At 41.1% G+C, this 20,476-nt stretch carries 17 protein-coding genes; 11 read left to right on the forward strand and 6 right to left on the reverse strand.

All coding sequences use genetic code 11. From position 1 onward, the window contains the following. Window positions 1–289: 289 nt before the first annotated feature. From ACQEXU_RS03080 to ACQEXU_RS03090, 3 genes are all read left to right on the forward strand, one after another. Window positions 290–766 (forward strand): MarR family winged helix-turn-helix transcriptional regulator, encoded by a 477-nt coding sequence (locus tag ACQEXU_RS03080; RefSeq protein ID WP_367989747.1) that lies wholly within the window; start codon window positions 290–292, stop codon window positions 764–766. Between the two features lie 410 nt (window positions 767–1,176). Then, complete coding sequence (locus ACQEXU_RS03085; RefSeq protein WP_427009635.1) at window positions 1,177–2,436, forward strand: SGNH/GDSL hydrolase family protein; 1,260 nt, start codon at window positions 1,177–1,179, stop codon at window positions 2,434–2,436. A 129-nt stretch (window positions 2,437–2,565) separates the two neighbouring features. After that, window positions 2,566–3,621, forward strand: a complete 1,056-nt coding sequence (locus tag ACQEXU_RS03090; RefSeq protein WP_427009636.1) for a GGDEF domain-containing protein — start codon at window positions 2,566–2,568, stop codon at window positions 3,619–3,621. On the opposite strand, the gene ACQEXU_RS03095 is transcribed toward ACQEXU_RS03090, so the two are convergent. Continuing rightward, window positions 3,614–4,069 (reverse strand): Lrp/AsnC family transcriptional regulator, encoded by a 456-nt coding sequence (locus ACQEXU_RS03095; protein WP_367989743.1) that lies wholly within the window; start codon window positions 4,067–4,069, stop codon window positions 3,614–3,616. The two genes, ACQEXU_RS03090 and ACQEXU_RS03095, sit on opposite strands and share 8 nt — an antisense overlap. Window positions 4,070–4,205: 136 nt before the next feature. Here ACQEXU_RS03095 and ACQEXU_RS03100 point away from each other — a divergent pair, with 136 nt between their 5' ends. The 3 genes from ACQEXU_RS03100 (at window position 4,206) to emrD (ending at window position 7,270) form a co-directional block, all read left to right on the forward strand. Beyond that, window positions 4,206–5,129 (forward strand): DMT family transporter, encoded by a 924-nt coding sequence (locus ACQEXU_RS03100; RefSeq protein ID WP_427009803.1) that lies wholly within the window; start codon window positions 4,206–4,208, stop codon window positions 5,127–5,129. 435 nt (window positions 5,130–5,564) lie between these two features. Beyond that, window positions 5,565–5,873, forward strand: a complete 309-nt coding sequence (locus tag ACQEXU_RS03105; RefSeq protein ID WP_427009637.1) for a cysteine-rich CWC family protein — start codon at window positions 5,565–5,567, stop codon at window positions 5,871–5,873. Between the two features lie 191 nt (window positions 5,874–6,064). After that, window positions 6,065–7,270 carry a multidrug efflux MFS transporter EmrD gene (gene emrD, locus ACQEXU_RS03110; protein WP_427009638.1) on the forward strand — a complete coding sequence of 402 codons (1,206 nt, stop codon included), beginning with the start codon at window positions 6,065–6,067 and terminating at the stop codon, window positions 7,268–7,270. 30 nt (window positions 7,271–7,300) lie between these two features. Here the strand turns inward: emrD and ACQEXU_RS03115 are convergent, their stop codons facing one another. Then, complete coding sequence (locus tag ACQEXU_RS03115) at window positions 7,301–7,645, reverse strand: HopJ type III effector protein (protein WP_427009639.1); 345 nt, start codon at window positions 7,643–7,645, stop codon at window positions 7,301–7,303. A 127-nt stretch (window positions 7,646–7,772) separates the two neighbouring features. Between ACQEXU_RS03115 and ACQEXU_RS03120 the strand changes: the two genes are divergently transcribed. Further along, the gene (locus ACQEXU_RS03120) at window positions 7,773–8,687 is read left to right on the forward strand and encodes a GGDEF domain-containing protein (protein ID WP_427009640.1); all 915 of its coding nucleotides are present in this window, start codon (window positions 7,773–7,775) and stop codon (window positions 8,685–8,687) included. A gap of 13 nt (window positions 8,688–8,700) precedes the next feature. On the opposite strand, the gene ACQEXU_RS03125 is transcribed toward ACQEXU_RS03120, so the two are convergent. Further along, entirely contained in the window at window positions 8,701–9,672 is a 972-nt protein-coding gene (locus ACQEXU_RS03125; RefSeq protein WP_427009641.1) for an ABC transporter substrate-binding protein, read from the reverse strand. Between the two features lie 99 nt (window positions 9,673–9,771). On the opposite strand from ACQEXU_RS03125, the gene ACQEXU_RS03130 reads away from it, so the two are divergent. Further along, window positions 9,772–11,718 carry an ATP-binding protein gene (locus ACQEXU_RS03130; protein ID WP_427009642.1) on the forward strand — a complete coding sequence of 649 codons (1,947 nt, stop codon included), beginning with the start codon at window positions 9,772–9,774 and terminating at the stop codon, window positions 11,716–11,718. A 12-nt stretch (window positions 11,719–11,730) separates the two neighbouring features. On the opposite strand, the gene ACQEXU_RS03135 is transcribed toward ACQEXU_RS03130, so the two are convergent. Then, complete coding sequence (locus ACQEXU_RS03135) at window positions 11,731–13,281, reverse strand: DUF3369 domain-containing protein (protein ID WP_427009643.1); 1,551 nt, start codon at window positions 13,279–13,281, stop codon at window positions 11,731–11,733. 190 nt (window positions 13,282–13,471) lie between these two features. On the opposite strand from ACQEXU_RS03135, the gene ACQEXU_RS03140 reads away from it, so the two are divergent. Further along, the gene (locus ACQEXU_RS03140; protein WP_427009644.1) at window positions 13,472–15,469 is read left to right on the forward strand and encodes a methyl-accepting chemotaxis protein; all 1,998 of its coding nucleotides are present in this window, start codon (window positions 13,472–13,474) and stop codon (window positions 15,467–15,469) included. A gap of 53 nt (window positions 15,470–15,522) precedes the next feature. Here the strand turns inward: ACQEXU_RS03140 and viaA are convergent, their stop codons facing one another. Beyond that, window positions 15,523–16,968 (reverse strand): ATPase RavA stimulator ViaA, encoded by a 1,446-nt coding sequence (viaA, locus tag ACQEXU_RS03145; protein WP_427009645.1) that lies wholly within the window; start codon window positions 16,966–16,968, stop codon window positions 15,523–15,525. Window positions 16,969–16,978: 10 nt separating this feature from the next. Next, the gene (locus ACQEXU_RS03150) at window positions 16,979–18,634 is read right to left on the reverse strand and encodes an ATPase RavA domain-containing protein (RefSeq protein ID WP_427009646.1); all 1,656 of its coding nucleotides are present in this window, start codon (window positions 18,632–18,634) and stop codon (window positions 16,979–16,981) included. 268 nt (window positions 18,635–18,902) lie between these two features. On the opposite strand from ACQEXU_RS03150, the gene ACQEXU_RS03155 reads away from it, so the two are divergent. Then, window positions 18,903–19,433: an NUDIX hydrolase gene (locus ACQEXU_RS03155; RefSeq protein WP_427009647.1), complete on the forward strand. Its 531-nt coding sequence runs from the start codon at window positions 18,903–18,905 to the stop codon at window positions 19,431–19,433. A gap of 9 nt (window positions 19,434–19,442) precedes the next feature. Further along, window positions 19,443–20,447, forward strand: a complete 1,005-nt coding sequence (ltaE, locus tag ACQEXU_RS03160; RefSeq protein WP_427009648.1) for a low-specificity L-threonine aldolase — start codon at window positions 19,443–19,445, stop codon at window positions 20,445–20,447. The last annotated feature ends 29 nt before the right edge of the window (window positions 20,448–20,476 follow it).

Below are 20,476 nucleotides of genomic sequence, written 5' to 3' on the forward strand. Positions count from 1 at the left end.
TCTCTTTTTTCTTTTCATTCGATAAAAAAACAACCAACCCTCAAATTCAGAAACACTACAAAAATCATTTGTACACTAAACTTTCATGCTGAGCCTGCATAAAAGCGACTAATCAAAATAAGTCGACAATGTTTATTCCAAGCGACGTATTACCTCGTAAACAATTAGAGTATGTTAATGACTGAGTTAAAGCTTTTTACTCTCTTACTTTTAATCAATTTCCTTTTGCGGTATCGTCCGTCGCATACACTCTCTTTGATCACCCTTGTAATTATTTCTGGATAGAAGATTGGAAAAGCACGAAGAAGTTTTAGTATCAATTCGCCAAATTATTCGCGCAATTGACCTACATTCAAAAAAATTAAGTAAAGAGTCTGGGCTTACCGGTCCGCAGTTGATTCTTATGCGTTCTATTAAAGAATTAGGTGAAGTGACCATTAAACAGCTCTCGAACCATACGAATATGAGCCAAGCTACAGCAACCACTATTCTCGATCGGCTTGAGCGAAATGGGATGGTTAAGCGAGTAAGAAATGTTCAAGACAAGCGCAAAGTACACGCTTTATTGACACCTGAAGGTGAAAAAATATTGCTGGAAGCTCCCCTGCCATTGCAACAAAGCTTTATTAATAAGTTCCAGAAGTTAGAAGAGTGGGAACAAACATTATTGCTCTCCTCTGTTCAACGAATTTCATCAATGATGAACGCAGAAGACATTGATGTTGCGCCTGTTTTAGAATTAGGTAGCATAACCAAACCAGAATAACGTATCTAGTATTGGCAAACTCACCCTAATCCTAGCGTCAGGTTTACAAACCAATAGCCTCACTGAGCTTTAAGTTTACTGTGAGTGAGGCTCTGTCTCTAACTTCGCTCCTTTTTCTCGGACGAAATTCCATCACGAAAAGTATGTCGATGGAGCCATTTCCAGCCTTATTCTCTAGTGAACTTCACCCTAACATCAAACCGGTAGCCCATTGTATTGGGACAAGCCCAACCGCAAACGTTTTCTGTGTCATAGAGTCACAGAATTAGAATTAAAACTCTATTTCTATTTGAAACGCAATATCTCCATTGGTAGCTTCCATGACTAGCAGTCATACCATTCAGGCTGCTTATTTCACAATAAAACAAGTTGTTTCACAAACAACGTCTATAAAATGCTAGAGAAAAACTATGAATAAGAAAGCTTTATTATTATGTTCGCTGCTTCCTATATCTTCTGCAATGGCTAACACATTTAGCTTCTCAGAAGACTTAATCCCTTCAAGCCGATTTGGCTGGAGTGACATACTCAGTGTAATCCAGCCAACCACATCTACTTATGTACGTTGTTGGTATCGTACGGGAGCGAGTCACGATGAGGCAGGTAGTGATTGGGTATGGGCAAAAGATACAAACGGGAAAGACTACAAAATAAATGGTTACTGGTGGTCGCCGTTTACAGCCAAGAATATGTTCTACACAGAAACGCCTCAGCAGGAAATCAAGCAACGCTGTGAACAGACGATAGGAACAAACAATCCGAATGCTGACATTCTCTATTATGCGTCAGATTACGGTGTTTCATTGAATCATACCATTTGGACCAACGATCAGGTTGTACGTAAAGGTATAAACCGTATCGTCGCTTTTGGTGATAGTCTTTCCGATACTGGTAATATGTTTAATGCAACGCAATGGCGTTTTCCTGATCCTAGCAGCTGGTATGCCGGACATTTCTCCAATGGCTTAGTCTGGACAGAGTATCTCGGTAACAACCAACAACTACCCGTTTACAATTGGGCAGTTGGTGGAGCTGCGGGTTCGAACCAGTATGCTCTTTTGACAGGCGTAAAAGATCAAATTAAGTCTTACCTCACTTATATGGAGAGTGCCAAACATCACGATCCAGATAATACGCTATATACCTTTATTTTCGGTTTGAATGATTTCATGAACTACAACCGCTCTGTAGAAGATGTGAAATCAGACTTCTCAGACGCGCTGAATAATCTAACTCAGTCCGGCGCCAAGAACTTACTGTTGCTAACACTACCTGACGCGACTTATGCCCCACAATTTAAGTACTCATCAGATGATGAAATAGAAAAAGTTCGCGCAAAAATCATCGCATTTAATCAGTACATTCGTGAGCAGGTTAAACAACGCCAAACAAGCGGTATCAATATTCAGCTTTACGACGCTTACACACTGTTTAACTCAATGATTAACTCACCTCAGCAACATGGGTTCGTTAATGCAAAAGATGCCTGTCTCGATATTAACCGTAGTTCAGCGTTCGACTATCTAAAAAGTCATAACCTTACGAATGACTGTGCCCAATATGGCTCTGATAAATACGTGTTCTGGGGCGTTACTCACCCTACAACCGCAGCACACAGTTATATATCAGACCAAATCATGATGGAGATGTTAGGTTACTATCCTTTCTAAAACCATCCCGGGACAGTAATGCCCTGTCCCGGGTTCCTGCCTTACATTGCAATTATCAAACTTTAGACTTACTTTTTAACTATACATATCGTACTATCTCCGCCGTTTTCCTAACCTATGAGGGGAGTTATGGATAGAAAGTCTCTCTTCCTTGATTCAGCATCCGATAGCATTCTCAGCACTGCTCAACAAAAAAAAGTACTTAAAGTCGTTGCGACTATTACGATCTTGATTTTTTTCCCCTTGGGTATCAAAAACCTGATTATTGGCGAAATAATGCTAGGAGCGGTACTGCTTAGCTTTGAATTAAGTTTATTGGCGGAGATCGCAGCGATCATATACAGCCGAAGAAGTATTGTTGGCCATATTATACCGCTCTGTTTACTTATTACTTCTCTACTTTTGTCTGTCCATATATTTGGAACTCTGGCAACTTATTGGGTCTATCCTGTGGTGATTTCTGTCATTTTTCTTCTACCAGAGAACCGTTATTTACCAGCCAATGTCATCATTATTGCTGGTAGCTCCATTGTTGCGCTTCCTCATCAAGATCCTGCGGAAACTTTAAGATTTTTTATTTCCTTAATAACGTGTCTGATCATCGGTCACTATGTGGTTAAATCCATCATGAATTTGCACAATGAATTGCATTATTTATCGACTAGAGATGCGATGACAGGAGCATTAAACCGTCGCCAACTGGATAGTTTTTTGCAACGGAGTTTGCGGCAGTCAAGTTCTTCTACCGTTGCTATGATTGATATCGATAGATTTAAAACCGTTAACGATTTATATGGACATGACGTCGGCGATGACGTCATTAACAAAGTAGTGACGACCATCAAAAGCAGTACTCGTACTCAAGACGCCTTGTTTCGCTTAGGGGGGGATGAATTTCTACTCTTACTCAACGATACCGATCAAAATTCAGCACACATTGCGATGCGTAAAGTATTTTCACAAATCAAAGACATTACATTCCCTAACGATATTAACATCACGTTAAGTGTTGGCATCGCAGAATCGCTGTATGGGGATGATATTGAAAAATGGTTAAAACGAGCAGATCTTTCCCTTTATCAAGCCAAGAGAAGTGGACGTAACCAAATATCCCTTTATGCCCCACCATTACAATTAGAGAATGAGGTTGGCCCTATTGAGGAAGTACAGAAAATATCTAATTGAAGACGGGTAATTCACGTGTCTTTTTTACTTGTCGAATGGATAGGTGCGTATGGATATCTTTAACCGTATCCATGCATTGCAATTGACGTATAAAAGACTCATATCCTTCTAAGTCCTTACTCACTACTTCTAATAAATAATCGTATGCGCCTGACACCACATGACAGCTGATCACTTGGCTCATCTCTGTAATAGCCCCTTCAAAAACATCAATAGAATCCACTTGATGATTACTCAAACTGACCTCAACAAATACCACCATCCCTACACCAACTTTAGTTTTGCATAAATTGGCATGGTATCCATCAATGATGCCCTCTTCCTCTAATCGTTTTACACGACGTGCGCATGGAGATGCTGATAAGCCAACTTTTTCTGCAAGGTCAGCAGTAGATTGGCGTGCATCTCTCTGAAGTAATTCCAAAATATGTCTATCAATTCTATCCATAATCGTTTCCATCAAAAAATGTGCATTCTACGCTATTAATCTCTAATTTAGTCATCATTTTTGCCTAACTTTGCCACACAAAAGCAATAGTTAAAACTCATAATAACAACCATTATTTACATTTGAGTAACATATGATGCTGGCTGGATATCTTGCAATGACCATAACGTTATTATTATGGTCTGGATTTTTTCTTTCATTACGAGGAGGTGCTTTGTCACTGCTCACCCCAGCAGATATCGCATTAACTCGATTTGCCCTGCCTGCACTAATACTATTCCCATGGGTGTGGAAACACAGGTCAACCTTGATAGCTGTCCCAAAACAATACTTGCTCGGGATGTTCATTGGCTGCGGTATTCCCTATTTACTTGTGGCTAGCTTTGGGATGGAAAATGCACCCGTCGCAGACGGTAGCGCACTCATACCCGGAACGCTGCCCCTATTTGTCTCTGCAATTGCAGTCCTGTTTTTTAAGCAACCTTTAAGTGCTCATCGCATCATTGGTCTGATCATTCTGTCATTAGGTATTACAGGCTTTTTGTTTAATAGCTTTAATCAGTACCAACCGACATTATTTCATGGACATTTGTTCTTTCTTCTGGGGAGCATCATGTGGGCGACTTTTACGATCTGTGCCAGAGTCGCTAACTTGAAAGCTTTAGTCAGCGCTGGTTTCATTTCAATCTGCTCTACGGTAACTTTAATTTTACTCGTCGGATTAGACGTACTACCCAGTTACCTCTTCTCACAACCACTTTCTAACTGGCCGTACTCCGAACTTGCCGTACATACGCTAGTGCAAGGCTTTGGTGCGGGCATAATCGCTGCATATACATATTTAAAAGCGGTGACAGTTTTAGGAGCTGAGCGCTCTGCCGCATTTGGTTCAGCAACACCAGCATTGGCAACCTTGATGGCAATGCTTATATTTGATGAGCACCCTTCTGCAGGAATTCTGCTTAGCTTAGGGCTAGTCTGTATTGGCAGCTTAATCGCAAGTAACATCTTTATGAAAAATGATGACTCCCTATTATATCAACCGCCAAAGCATAATTAGGAAAGGCTAAAGTAATACAAATTAAATAAGTTAGCGCCAATAAAACAAAACCAATATGCGCATCGACTCAAGAATGACTCTCGAAAACGAACCAAAAAAGGTGCTATTACGAATAGTGTAATAAGGATGTATACTGCACTTTGCGGTCTAGCATGTGACGTTGTCACCAACATTAACACACTTAAACAAATCTCAGATACAGAGAATCTTAACTTAGAACCTAAGCCCAAAATAAAAACAACAGTAGCAAACAGAGAAATCATATCGTTACAATGAGATTAATTATCATTTACTTTTAGATTAACGCTTATGACTACTTGGTCAAGCTAAAATCTCAATTTCCCTTCAATCATCTAGGACTTAGACCACATTACAATTTCGCAATTGAGAACGAATCAATTATAGTTGCCAGTGTTAAAATACTAGGGATCACATATGAAAACACCGTGTATCTCCGCTTGTAAAAATAATGGTGGCATTTGCTCAGGTTGTAAACGAACGATGTTAGAAATCAGCCAATGTCAAAGCTATACCGACCATAAGCGTGATGAAATCCTATCAACTTTGTCTAGGCACACTTCTAACAACCAGTGCCCTTCTTGTAACCAACCTGCTACCTGTGACATTCAAGCGGGAAAAAGTCATTGTTGGTGTTTTGAGCTGGAGCTACGAGAGTGTTTTAAAACCAAACAAGACCAGCTTTGTTTATGCCGAGATTGTTTAGAAAAGCAACCTATATCATGAACCGTACACTAAAATTATTAATTAGATTTTCTAATGGGCAATATAGAAATATATCTTGCTCAAGATCACACTTTTTGATTGCCCATTCTTCTAACCCCCTATAATATCTCGCGCCTGAACTTTCTAACTTAATTCAATTCGCAATTTAATCCATAGCTACTGCTAATGGTTTTTCTTTCAGGTGTAAAGTAATGTCTGCTTCTTCCAATGTCATTAAACTTACTTTTCTAATTGCCATTTTGACGGCTGTTGGTCAAATGACTCAAACCATGTACGTACCGTCAATCGGTCACATGGCTAAAGAGTTCCTAGTGTCACCAGCAGCGCTACAAGCTGTCATGGCCTGCTATCTAATTCCATACGGTTTATCTCAATTTATCTATGGACCTTTGTCTGATCGCCTTGGTCGCAAACCCATTATTATCTCAGGGCTTGTTATTTATATTCTGGGTACATTGCTTGCGTTATTTGCCCACCAATATGAATGGTTTTTAGCTGGTAGCTTTATTCAAGGTGTTGGAATTGGCTGCGGAGGTGCGATGTCTCGGACACTAACTCGTGACTGTTTTTCAGGAAACGAATTACACCGAGTAAATAGCCTTATTAGTATGTGTGTTATTTTTTCACCTTTGTTAGCACCTGTACTTGGCGGATACTTGACCGAAGTTTTCGGATGGCGTTCTAGCTATTTGTTCCTTGCTCTGTTTGGGATTGCAGTGGTAATAACGATGGCGACGAGCTTTAACGAAACCTTGCCGATTGAAAAAAGAAAATATGAACGCGTTACCGATAGCTACCGTTTTGTTCTATCTAGCAAGCGCTTTCAAGGTTACTTGCTGTGCTTGGTTGCTACGTTCGCAGGCGTCGCTGTTTTTGAAGCGGCAGCAGGTGTATTACTTGCTGGTGTTTTAAAGCTTCCGGCAACGATTGTGAGCATCTTGTTTGTTTTACCTATTCCTGGTTACCTGATTGGTGCAGGCCTATCCAGTTACATCGCACGGAAACGTTCTGAAAAAGCATCACTAATCGTAGGTCTTGTTGCCATCATGGTTGGCTCGTTGATTGTACTTATCCCTGGGATGCTGGGGATGACAACCGCCTTAACGCTTGTTGGGGGAGCAACGGTTTATTTCTTAGGCGCCGGGATCCTATTCCCTGCGGCAACGACAGGTGCACTTTCACCCTACCCGTATCATGCTGGTACTGGCGGCGCAATATTGGGTGGTATGCAAAACTTGGGGGCAGGTATTGCAACACTAATTGCGTCAGCAATCCCTGCGACTGACCAGATGCCTGTTGGCGCAATTATGGCAGTAATGTCCATCATTGCCCTACTTGGACTAATTCGAGTTGCAAAAACTCACGACTCATCAAGTCAGATGCCATTGGCAATATAATTAAAGGGAGGCGTTGCCTCCCTTTTTTATTCACTTTAGGTTTAAAGCCTCACCAAAAAACGCGATTCCTTCCCAACCTGTTTTCATAAAGTTACGAATATTCTGGTGATCAGTTCCATCTAGGTTTCCTAGAACATCTTCCCTATAATAGCGACCAAAACAGGCGAGAGCCTGCTCTTTAGTTAGACCATTTAGTTTAGCAAAGGCAAAAATTTTACATGAGCCGTTATTTTGGCCTTGTTCGTTCTTTGTCTCACCATTGGTAAAGGTTGTTGGACTAAAATTATATACGTCGTCAATAACGGCTATAATTTCATCAAACTCTACAGTTTGTGGTGCATCTTTTAGCTTTTGGATCAATGTGTTCACGTCCATATGTCACTCTTTTTAATAAAATCAAACTATATTATGACAATGTGTAACGCTTTCATAGCTAAACTAATTGACCACATCATAAAACCACTTGCTTTAGCAGGTCAGAAAAATAACAAGGTTTTGCATTATGATTAATACTCAGCAGTGTCTATCGCACCATAGTAATAGTTTGATTGACCTTTCACATTGGCAGGATGCCGTTGAGCTGGTAGCTGAACTCTTTCCCAACACGCAATGTCATATTGTGCAGCAGTGCGAAAAACATTTCAGTGTTGTGTCGAGTAGCAAAAAGGATGTTAATTCATTTACCCTACCTTCAACGGAGCTCAGTGATCTGTACGTGGCATTTCTCAATCAACTTCCCAACATTGAAATAGAAAGCCAACCAAAAAACATCCACCTTAATCAACACTCCGCTATCGCTTCACCCATTTATTGGTCAAATAAAGAGCTATTTGGTTGTGTTTTGGTGCAACTCTCATCACCAGTAACACTAAGTTTAGAGAAGTTAATTAATCAAATAGCCCACATACTTCATGGTGACCTATTAACTTTGTGGAATAAACATGCGAATGAAGCGTTGATACTGACAGATGAACTAACTGGGTTGCTCAACAGCAACGGCTTTAATTTAATGGGCGAGCAAAAGCTTAAAGATGCTCCTCGTTACGAGCAATCTATTGGGCTGCTAGTTTTAGACGTCGATAAGCTCGATAAGGTAAGCCATGCTTATGGTGTGGAAGCGGCAGACCAGTGCATTGTAACCGTCGCTGATGTACTTAAAAACGTTTGCCGCGAAACAGATATCATTGCACGTATCGATGAAAAAACCTTTGTCGTCCTATCATTATTGAATACGCGACGTGAACTTAACCAACTTTCTAACCGGATTTTTGAAGATTACAATCAGCTGACTAAAGAGACAGAAAACCTAAGTCTTAGCCGAATTTCTCTAAAACAAACCATTTCAGATTGTTTTAGCAAACCAACGCTCCAAAGTCTTATCGGTAATGCTAGTCAACACACGCCTAGTGAGCACTAAAAGCTGAATAGATTTAATCAACCGCTTCCCATTGCGGGGGAGCGGCTAAATTCCATCGTTCAAACTCAGTTGGGCTATAGATTGCCCTTCCTTTCACTCCAACTTGGATTGGAATATCACTAGCGCGTTTCTTTTCATTTAAAATACTCTTTGCCATATCACCAATCATTAACCCTTGCGCCTCACCGAATAAAACAACCCCACCAGCCGTTTTTCCTTTGCCTACAGAAAAATCCCAAAAACCAAATAAAGGAACTGTTGAGTTTTGGTTTGTCCAAGCCAAGATGTCATCAGCATTCACGCTACGTCCTTCCGAGTCAACAATGGTGTGGTATAACCCGACTATAATTGCCCCAACTCCTTGAGAGGCTGCTCCTTTTACTGCCGCTTTCCAGTCGGATAAGGCGCCAATATTTAGGATATCAACTTCGATTCCCAATTTACTTTGAATCAAGTTGTATTGAAGGTGCATATAATCACTTGCAATTTTTGACGTTACACCAGAATCGAACAACACAATTATCTTCTTTTTGTCGTTAGGCAGCATGGCGCCAACTTCTCCAATATTTTTTACAAATAATGGTTGCTCAAGAATGCCCGATATTTCGGCCTGCCCTTTGTATTTATTCATGAGCTTTCTAGGGTTTGAGTTCACACCTAAAAACAGAATCGAAATAGGTTCGTTATATAGCTGAGGTAGTAAATAGTTAAATGCGTTGTCGTCTCCCAATATCACAATACGTGGTTTCAACTCTTGATAACGTTTATAGGCCTTATTTGCCATCATTTGATACTTTTCTTTAGGTAGACGCTTGGTGTTCATCTCAAATCGTTCAATTTGATATTCATCGCCCAACCCTGTTTTTATACCAACGACATAACTGGCATCCCATGCATATTCCTTGTGATAACTTTCGATGATTAATACATCAGCCGATAAAGCTAAACAGGGGAAAAACAAAAACAGCAATACAACTAGACGCATAATTTGCCTCACATCAGTTACGATATATTAAGTTTAGAACTTAACGATGATTTTTTAGACCTATACTCAAACTAATAAGCTAAATGGGAAAGAATAAAGATGAGTAGAGCCCAGAGGTTTGAGCAAGGTATTACAAACCCATTTTCGAGTAGGCTTGGCAGACGGATTATATTGATCCTAGTTTTGTTAAGCGGTGTCATCACGTTACTGACCACCCTGCTTCAACTATATTGGGACTATAAAGATCAGTTTAATGTTGTCGAGCAGCGACATATTGAAGTTCAAACCGTACATGCTGATCTACTCGCGACGTCTATTTGGAATTTCGACCTCGTTGTTTTACAAGAGCGATTAGAAGGTTTGGTCAATCTACCCAAAATCGATTATCTGGAAGTTACTTCAGGTACGTACTCTTTTAACGCTGGCCAAAAAACTGCAGGTGACATCGTAGCGGATACTTATCCATTGAACTATCACAACAAGCAATTGGGTACAGTTGAATCCATTGGACACATTTACGTTGAATCAAATGCACAAGAGATCTACAACTACCTAATCAAGCAATTCATTGTGACGCTGTTACTTAACGCCATCAAAACCCTATTAGTTTGCACCGTAATACTCTTAGTTTTTCATCAAAGTATTAATCGTCGTCTATTCAAAATCAGTCATTATCTTAGGGAGTACAGTCCTAGACATCCGCCAGAGCAATTAAAATTAATGCGTGGTGGCTGGATGAAAGAGAATGTCGATGAGCTTGATTGGTTGGGTGAAGAAACAAACCGGCTAACCAGCAACCTAACAACCCTCTATCGAAACATTAAACAGGAAAAGGAACGATTACAGGATTTCGCTCATGTTTCTTCTGATTGGCTTTGGGAAACCAATGAATATGGCAACCTCATTTACTGTTCAGACTCCATGTACGAAGCGCTTGGACTTAGTGCTTTAGACAAACCTTTATTCAGTGATATCCCTCAACTCGCACACGCTACGAATTTGGTAAAAGCGGTCGCTCGAAGAAATGATTTCAATACAATTGAAACGTCGATTACTCTCCACGAGGTGACGCAATACCTCATGTTTCAAGCCCAAGCTCGGTATGTTGATGATAAATTTGTGGGTTTTCGCGGTTCAGCGATAAATATTACCGATTTAAAACTGACGCAACTTGATCTTCAAGCACTTAATCAAAATCTTGAACACACTGTAGCGGAAAGAACGATTGATCTAAGAAACAACATGAAGGAGCTAGAAAGTACCCAAGAAAAGCTGATTGAATCGGAAAAGCTTGCTGCACTTGGCGGGCTTGTTGCTGGTGTAGCTCATGAAGTGAATACTCCTTTGGGAATTTCTGTTACCGCAGCTTCTGTCATCCAAGATACAACAAAAACACTCAATGGTGCATTTGAATCTCAATCCCTAACGACGGATCAGTTTGCCTCGCTCATGCAACAAATCACTGCAAGTTCATCTATGTTGGAACAAAACTTAAATCGTGCATCACGACTAATCCGAGATTTTAAACAAACAGCCGTTGATCAAGTATCCGAAAGCCGAAGTCAGTTTCAGGTAAAACAAGTACTTGAAGCCTTAATCGCCAGTTTACATCCTGAAACTAGAAAAGTGCCTGTAATCCCCCAAGTTGAAGGAGATGAAAGCATAATGATGAATAGCCTACCCGGTGTGTTAACTCAGGTCGTATCCAACTTAATTATGAACAGTGTTAACCATGCTTTCGAGCAAACAGCGACACCAGAGATCCTTATCAAGTTTCATTTAAACGATAACTCCAGCATCGATTTGGAATATCATGACAACGGTGTCGGCGTAGCCAAAGAGCTCCACCACAAGATATTTGAACCGTTTTTCACGAGTAAACGTGGTAAGGGGGGATCGGGGCTTGGATTGAATTTGGTGTTCAATTTAGTGAATCAAAAATTAAAGGGGACACTTAGTTTCCATTCAGAACCAGATAGAGGGGTCCACTACACTATTACCCTACCCGTTGTTTTGCCTTCAGAGATCAATAGCAAGGTGAGTTAACGTACCGGTTCATTAATCAGGTAAACTGTCACGTATGCGGATAAAGTCATCCCAATAATCCACCATGAGATCAACCAAATCTGGATCAAAATGCTTGCCCTTTTGCGCTACAAGTTCTTGCATGATTTCATCATCAGGCCAGGGTTCCTTATAGGAGCGTTTGGCCCCTAAAGCATCAAATACGTCGGCTACAGCGGCAATACGTCCACTGATCGGAATCGCTTCACCTTTCAAACCTGCTGGATAGCCAGAGCCATCCCATTTTTCATGATGAGTCGCTGCAATTTCTTTTGCATAATCGATGAGCTTACGCTTGGATTTACTGAGAATATCGACACCATACTCGACATGTTTCTTCATGATCTCCCACTCATCCGCGTCAAGTTTGCCGGGTTTGTGAAGAATGCTATCGGGAATTGCGACCTTTCCGACGTCATGGAGAGGAGCTGCATTTTTAATATGGTTAACTTGAGTATCATTGAGGCCATATAACTCAGCAAGACGTTCCGAGATAAGTGAAACACGTTGAACGTGAGCACCCGTTTCCCTACTTCGTGCTTCAACGGCATTTGCCAAGTTATAAACAAGTTCTTTCGAGGTTTCCCTTAGATCTAACATCAGATTTAGGTTTTCAAATGTTAGGCCAATATTTTGCATATAGATTTCCAATAGCTTTCTGTCTAATTCACTTAACTCCCGCTTGAGATTCACGTAAAGCAAATTATCGATATCGTGTTCATCACTTAATAGCAGAACAAATGCATCACCAAAGTGTTGAGACTTCTTAGAGTCAAGTACTTGCTTGCACCGATTTGCTACCACTTCAGGCAATAAATCAAAGTCGCACTTATTTGAAAAATCAACATAACCACCTGTTGCAGCTAATGTTAATGCCCTGCACTGCTCACCATCGGGTGATGGTTGAGCTAAGCAATAAAATGCCGATGCATCTAAATTGAGGAGAGAGGTTAGCTGACTGAGGACTGATGAAGCATAAGTTTTTAAGGTGGTGGTATTTTGAACATTTGCAGATGCTTTAATAACGCGAGAAAGACCTTCTTTTTGTTCTTCAATTAAACAGAGGTCACGGTAAGAACGGAGCATTGAATATAAGAGCGTTTTTAACTTTTGGGTCGTAAGCTCAGTTTTCTCTTTGTAATCATCAATATCATACTCTTGTATGACGAGATCTTCTGGCGCTTGCCCGGCTTGTCCGGTTCTCAAAACGAGTCGAATCTTGTGATCTTTCGTCTGCTCCCTGACATATTTTACTAAGTCTAGGCCAGCATGTTCTGTTTCCATCACAACATCAACCAGTGCCAACGCAATACCATGCTCCTTATCAAGGATGGATTTTGCTTCTGATGCAGACAACGCAGAGATCAATTCTAGACCACGTCCCTGAAACTTAAATCCGCTTAACGCTAGTCGAGTTACCTGATGCATTTGTTCATCATCATCCACCAACAATACGCGCCAAGGCGTAGTTAATTCCTCTGGCTTACTCGAACTCTCATCCAGCCTAGCATTATTAGGTTGTCGTTTATCAGCGAAAAGCTCCATGCTCTGACACTCCTTAGCATCCACAACTTAGGTTTAGCACAAAATCGACTTAAATGGTTAATTACGATACGAAAATGAGAGTGAATTTTCTTTGTGAGTGCAATCATATAACACGAATTGCTTAACCATTAATTTCATAAAATTAACTATTCTAATACTGCCATATAACAATAATGCTTTAGGTGACCCAATGAAAAAGGTATTACAATATTTCCCACTCTATGTAGTGGTCTCTGTGTTAGCTGGAATTCCAATTCTTATTTCAATCTCGATGGCTATTGAGCTAGTTTCGAATCAAAAGAACGCAGTAATCCATGCGGAAAAAGATAAAGAAAGCGTTCAGCTTATCTTGCTGTATGACAATCTCGCACACAACTTGGCGGTCGAGCGTGGATTAACAGCGGGAGTGCTTGGAAGTAAAGGGAATAATAAGCAAGTCGAAAAATTACAGAGCCATCGTTCTACGGTTAATACGCATGTAAATGCATTTCTTGATTTCCAACCAGTCTATCTTGAAAAACAATTTGTCCATGCTTTACGAAAGGACGTAACCACACAACTAAACGAGCTCACTAAAGTCCGAAATGAGGTCGATACGCTTAGGCCTAACCTCTCTCCTTTCGCGTATTATTCCAATTTAAATCAACTGGCCATAGATAATGCCACTACGTTAAGTTCTTCGCTCAATAACCCACAAGTTTCTTCACTCGGTAGTGGACTCGTTTCAGTTATCACGATGAAAGAACGTGCCGGTCAGGTACGCGGTGCATTGAACGGTGCATTCGCGCGTCAAAGTTCAACTCTAGGCCAATACACCTCAATCGAAGGGTACATAAAATCGGGTGAGTATGGTCAAAGAATGGCATTCATTACTCTGCCCAACCAATATGCAGTGATGTTAAATCGTGCGATTAAAAGTGATACATGGCAGAAAGTGGTTGAGATACAAAATTCCTACCTCTCTCAAAAAGCAACATTATCCTCCCTTGTTGGCCCAGAATCTTCTCAGTGGTTTGGTATGGCAACAGAGCGAATTAAATCCTTAAATAATGTTCGGAATGAAATACAGAAAGAGATGACAGCTCTTGCTTCTAACCAAGCGAATAACGCTATTTTCATGCAAACTATGTTATTCACAACAACCACATTACTTGCCCTTATCTTAGTTGGCTCTCTTTATGTATGTGTTAAGAACCTTAAACTGCGCGTTGGGCTACTAACCGAGAACCTCGCGATTATGTCAAACCAACGAGATCTCAGTATTTCTCTTGAGAACCATGGCAAAGATGAAGTTTCTCTAATTTCAAAAAGCGTCAACGGTCTAACTCAGAATCTGAAAAAATTACTGTCCGACATAACACGCGCCAATGACCACAGTTCTGACAGACTGGAACAGATCGTTCAAAATGCGACGAATTTAGGTGAAAGCAGCCAGTCCACCACAGCCAAGTGCGATAACATCGCAACTGCAATGACCGAGCTTGCACAGTCGAGTCACGATATAGCAACATCATCCGAACGGTCGCTTGAAGAAACTAAACAAATGACTGAAAAAGTTCTGGCCTGCCAAGCACAAAGCAAAGAATCTTTCCATGTAGTTGAAGCGCTAGTTGATCAGATCGAACAAACTCAAAGTTGCATGCAGCAGCTAGAGCAAGATGCGAGTAGCGTCAGCAAGATCGTAGATACAATAAATGGCATCTCTGAGCAGACAAACTTGCTCGCTCTCAACGCCGCCATTGAGGCTGCGCGAGCCGGTGAACATGGGCGTGGTTTTGCAGTCGTCTCTTCAGAAGTAAGAGATTTAGCCCAACGAAGTAAAGAAGCGACAGAGTCCATTGGTCAACTTTTGCAAAACATGACCAGCAATACTCAAACCGCAGTAGAAAACATGAATAAAAGCCGCACCGCAACCGATTCAACTCACTCGTCGGTCTCACAAGTAACTGAGAGTGTCGGTGAGTTAGAATCCATAATTGAGCTTGTTAACGCGCACATAACCAGCATTGCTAATGCAACAATTGAACAATCTAAAGCTAGTGAAGCCGTGGATAAAGATATTGATGTCTTAGCTGAAATTGCTCAGAACACAGGGGAACTTGCCAACAACTTGAATAATGTCGTCCATAACTACCGCACAGAAGCTAAGCATGTGCAGAACCAACTTCAAACCTTTAAATTGGCATAAAAACTAGGCTAACATGACGTATTGAGGCATACCAAAGTTATGCCTCAATACGGTCACCATTTTTTCATTAAACGACCAACAAGATTTGGATGATATGCCCAACAATGATCGAACATACTCATCAATTCAGGATTTCCGTATTTAGATAAGCTGATAGCGTGAAAGCGATTCTTTTTCTCTTTTAATGCCATCACCCGCGCGTGTAACGCTTCAGATTGTTTTGGCGCAATAAAGTCAGAAATTACCACCATATCTGCGTTTTTATATTTATCACCCAACATCAAGTCAACGCATTTGCCCAAAACGGGTTCTAAATCAGTGCCACCGTGAAAACTGTATGACAGGAAGTCACTGGCTTCTCGTAAACCATCTTGCCTAGTTAATTCATACGTAATTTGCTCAGTTGAAAATAGAATAACAAAACATTCTCTATCCTCTGCTAGCGCGATTTGCATTAAGGCATAGGCCATTGCTTTGGCGCACTGTTCTGGGAATCCACTCATAGAGCCTGACGCATCAACACAAACGATAAATGGCCCTTTTTCGACGTCAACTTGCTTGTTGTCAGGTTTCTGTGCTTTGACTTTACGCAAAGTGCGAGACTTACCCTGCATTCGATAGTTCATTAGCCGCTTGTCAGCGAGGTTTTTGTAGAAAACAACTTCTAGTTCCGGATAAGCAAGAAACATGGTTTCATTTGGAAGAAGTTTGTTTAAATCGTCACTTTGATGAATACCCACGATGTCGTCAGTAGCTTCGTCCGATTTCTCTTCGACCATCTGTAATTCTTCTACCGGCGCTTTGTTTAGCTCGGGATCATCAACGTGTCCGGCCATTCGTCCTAGTTTTTCAGCGATATCTTGCAGGCCTTTATTCTTTTTCAAAAATTCGGCATGACGCTTCATAACGGTTAAATCCGTTTTACTCAGCTTAGCGGAAGCCATATCCCACAAACGTCCCACACTACCGATATCCCCTTCTTCCGCGACCTTGTCCATGTTCTTCATGGTTTCCATTCGTTGATAAAGGTCTTTAAGTACTTTCTCCTTGTTTGTCTCTAGTTCAGAAACCTGTGCTTGTAATATTGCATCAGAAAGACTCTTGTACCATTCATCACAAAAGTAATGCGGGAACATCGGGTTATGTACCCCTTTGTTTTTCTCTATCAAGCGACGAGCTTGAAGATAGAACGCAGAATGCCACTCCAGTTTTTTGATGACTTCATGAATATCATTAAAAAAACGTTCTTCATCCCAGTGAATAACTTCTTGATACAGTGCGAGCTCTTGTTGGAAGCGCTCAGTTTCGCAGACTTTAGTGATTCTCTTTTTTACGCTACCACGCCACTTCAGTAGATGGTTTTTAACCGAGCTTTTTACCCCTTTATTTTCAGCCATAACCATGACTTGAGAACGAGCCATTAAGTCGTTAACTGCGGAGTCAATAATGCCTGAATCCGCGATCATCAAAGCAAGGTTTAAACCATCTGCACCGAGCATGCCCGCCTCCTTAAGAGAAAAATTGATTTAGGTTTTTAAAACGAAAAACCGTACGTTCACACTCGGTTTTAGTAGATTCGATTAATTGAGAAAGGTTTTGTAGGCTTGCTTCCATCGTCCGTAGGATATCTTGGTCGACGAATGCATGAGGCAGTGCTCCATGGAAGTCAGATCGCGCTTTTCTTAAAGCATGTTCTGCTTGTTCAAGTTGCTCTAATGCAGATTGAGATTTGTCTACCCAGCTTTGGTATAAAGCGTCATCTAGCCCTTTATTTGTCACCAACGCGACAAGTACAGCTCGGTTCGCAATATCCTTAATGACTAGATTATTGGCAGCATCAACATCGAAGCGTAACCGGCACATGTTGGTGTTTTGGTTAACGTAACCATAAACATCACCATGTCCATCTTTTATCACACGCTCAAGTTCATTCTTAGGAACGTAAACCCAACGGCTATCGCCTTTTTCTGATTCAGATACCGACATATTGCTTTGCAACAACACAAGTTTAACCAAATCAAATGCACTGCCCACTTTGTAGCTTTTCGCACCAGAAATATCGTAATGGTTAACCTGCTTTTTCAATAGGCCAGTCGTTGATTCACTAGACAGCTCAATGCCAAATTGCGACTCTAGAGCTTGCTGAACATCTTCCAGCTCCTCTCGGCAATAGTTCACTTGCTGTTCAACATCTTGTTGATTGAATGCATGGTTGAGCGCAAAATTATGAATTACACTGCGCACAACGTCACGTGATTCAGGGCTGTTCCATAAGCAGTCCTGTAATAGCAGTAAGTCCAAAGGATTGATCGCGTCTCGGCCATTAAAATACGCACTCGCCTTAAGTAGTTTGACTGCTTTCTTCCAGCGTCTATCCGAAATGTATAAATCACCGTCTGATAGCGTATTTGTCTCTGAAGCTTGCTCTAACATATTTTTTAACTCGTAGAGCTTTTCAAACACATCATCAGAAAGTTCTAATTGTTCAAGTTCACTTTGCCATTGATGGTACTCTGCATCAGTAATGGCTAGGCCTTCAGGAACTTTCGCCTCTTGAGAAGTGCCAACCGTTAACATGGATTTGAAGTTTTGTTTATTTTGGATACGGTTTACGAATACTCGGACTAACATCCGGTCATACAATGCTTCTAAGCCACTGTCTTCGTCAGGCAATTCATTTGAAGCTGAAACCAACAAACGCATTGGCACACGCTCTATTTCATTACCATTTTTGAAGGTCTTTTCGTTCACGACAGTCAGCAGTGTATTCAGAATGGCAGGTCCAGCTTTCCAAATCTCATCAAGAAATACGACTTGGGCAGTTGGAAGGTAACCCTCTGTTAGCCGTACGTAACGGCCGTTATCTTTCAATTCTTGAATACTTAACGGACCAAACACTTCTTCAGGTGTGGAGAATCGTGTCATCAGATATTCGAAATAAGAAGAGCTATCAAAGGCTTGAATCAGCCGTTTAGCTATTAGGCTTTTCGCGATTCCCGGAGGACCAAGTAAAAAGACACTTTCACCCGCAAGTGCAGCAAGCAAACACATCTTTATGGTATCTTCACGTTCGTAAACACCATCAGACAAAGCTTGAGCGAGCTTGTTGATCCGCTCAGATAGCAAAGCTTTTTGAGAATGTGATGCTCTAGTCGGGCTGATCATGCTTCGTTCCTTTCACCTTAGCCGTATGCTATGTATATATAAATTTATACATTTGTTATCACTTTGTTACAAGTGGATTTTTTATCAGACGGATATTTATAGCAGAACGAATTTCTGTGACTTATGATGTAATCATTGTTTGCATTAATGATAATTAAATCACTGTTCTAAGAAGAATATACAAGTTGATACTCAAAGATGAGCCTGCCAATCCTTCTCGTTAGTGGTAATGTAAAGCAAGCTTAGAAGTGTCGCTTATAGAAGACAGATGAATCATAAAAAACACAACACAACCATACATCGCTGGAAACGTATTTCGCTCGTAGAAGAGACCGTTACGCTACCTACAAATCAAACTATTCAACATACAACAATCATTCATCCAGGTGCGACGGTGATTCTTCCTATCACTAAAGACAATCAGATTGTTCTTATCAATCAATTTCGCCCTTCTTTAAAAAAGTGGTTGTTGGAGTTGCCTGCTGGAACCATCGAAGAAAAAGAAGACACACTTACTTGCGCAAAACGTGAACTTGAAGAAGAAACAGGATACAGTGCTGAAACATTTATCCCTATGGGACAAGTAACACCTATGGCTGGTTTCTGTGATGAGATCCAATACCTTTATGTGGCAAAAAATCTATCCAAAACCAATCGTTACGAATGTGATGAAGACGAAATTATTGAAGTAATTACCCTTTCTTTACCTGAGTTGGAACATAAGATCATTCAGGGAGAAATTACCGACGCCAAGACCATCGCTTGCTTGAGTAAAGCAAAGCTTTGTGGATTTATTTAGGAGTGTGGCATGGATTTTAGATCAGATACGGTAACTCGACCAACGGCAGCAATGCGCGAAGCAATGGCCAATGCCATTGTCGGAGATGATGTTTATGGCGATGACCCAACAGTCAATGAACTGGAACATTGGGCTGCTGAACGACATGGCTTTGAAGCTGCACTTTTTACAACATCAGGAACCCAAGCCAACCTTCTTGGTTTGATGGCGCATTGTGAACGTGGCGACGAATACATCTGTGGTCAACAAGCTCACAATTATCGTTATGAAGCAGGTGGCGCAGCAGTGTTAGGTTCGATTCAACCTCAACCAATTGAGAACAATCCAGATGGTACCTTGGACCTCAGTAAAGTGGCTGCTGCGATTAAACCCAATGACAGCCATTTTGCACGTACGAAGCTTTTAAGCTTGGAAAACACCATTAACGGCAAAGTACTTCCGATCTCATACCTTGCACAAGCCCGAGAGTTTGTAGATAAACACAAGCTATCATTACACCTTGACGGCGCTCGCGTATACAACGCTGCAGTCGCGCTTGATATCGATGTCAAAGAAATCGCCCAATACTTCGATTCGATGACAATATGCCTTTCTAAAGGGTTATGCGCGCCTGTTGGCTCTTTATTACTCGGTTCAAAGGAATACATCGCCAAAGCACGCCGATTACGTAAAATGGTTGGGGGGGGTATGCGTCAGGCAGGAATTCTTGCCGCTGCTGGCAAACTAGCATTAACAGAGCAAGTACTACAGCTAAAAATCGACCATGCGAACGCGAAACGTCTCGCCAACGGTCTCGAAAAACTCGATGCATTCGAAGTGAAATCCGACTTTGTTCAAACAAATATCGTTTTCGCTAAACTAGCGGAGTCTGTTGATGCTAATACGCTTGTCGAACAACTTTCGCAAGAAGGCATCACTGTGTCTGCCGGGAATCCAATCCGCTTTGTAACGCATCACGACATCACTGAAACGGATGTCGATTTCCTACTCGAAAAACTTAAGCAATACACATAAGTACTATTTTGTTGATCTCACCACATTGA

Origin of the sequence: Vibrio sp. TRT 21S02, assembly GCF_050113675.1 — a bacterium.
GTDB lineage: Bacteria > Pseudomonadota > Gammaproteobacteria > Enterobacterales > Vibrionaceae > Vibrio.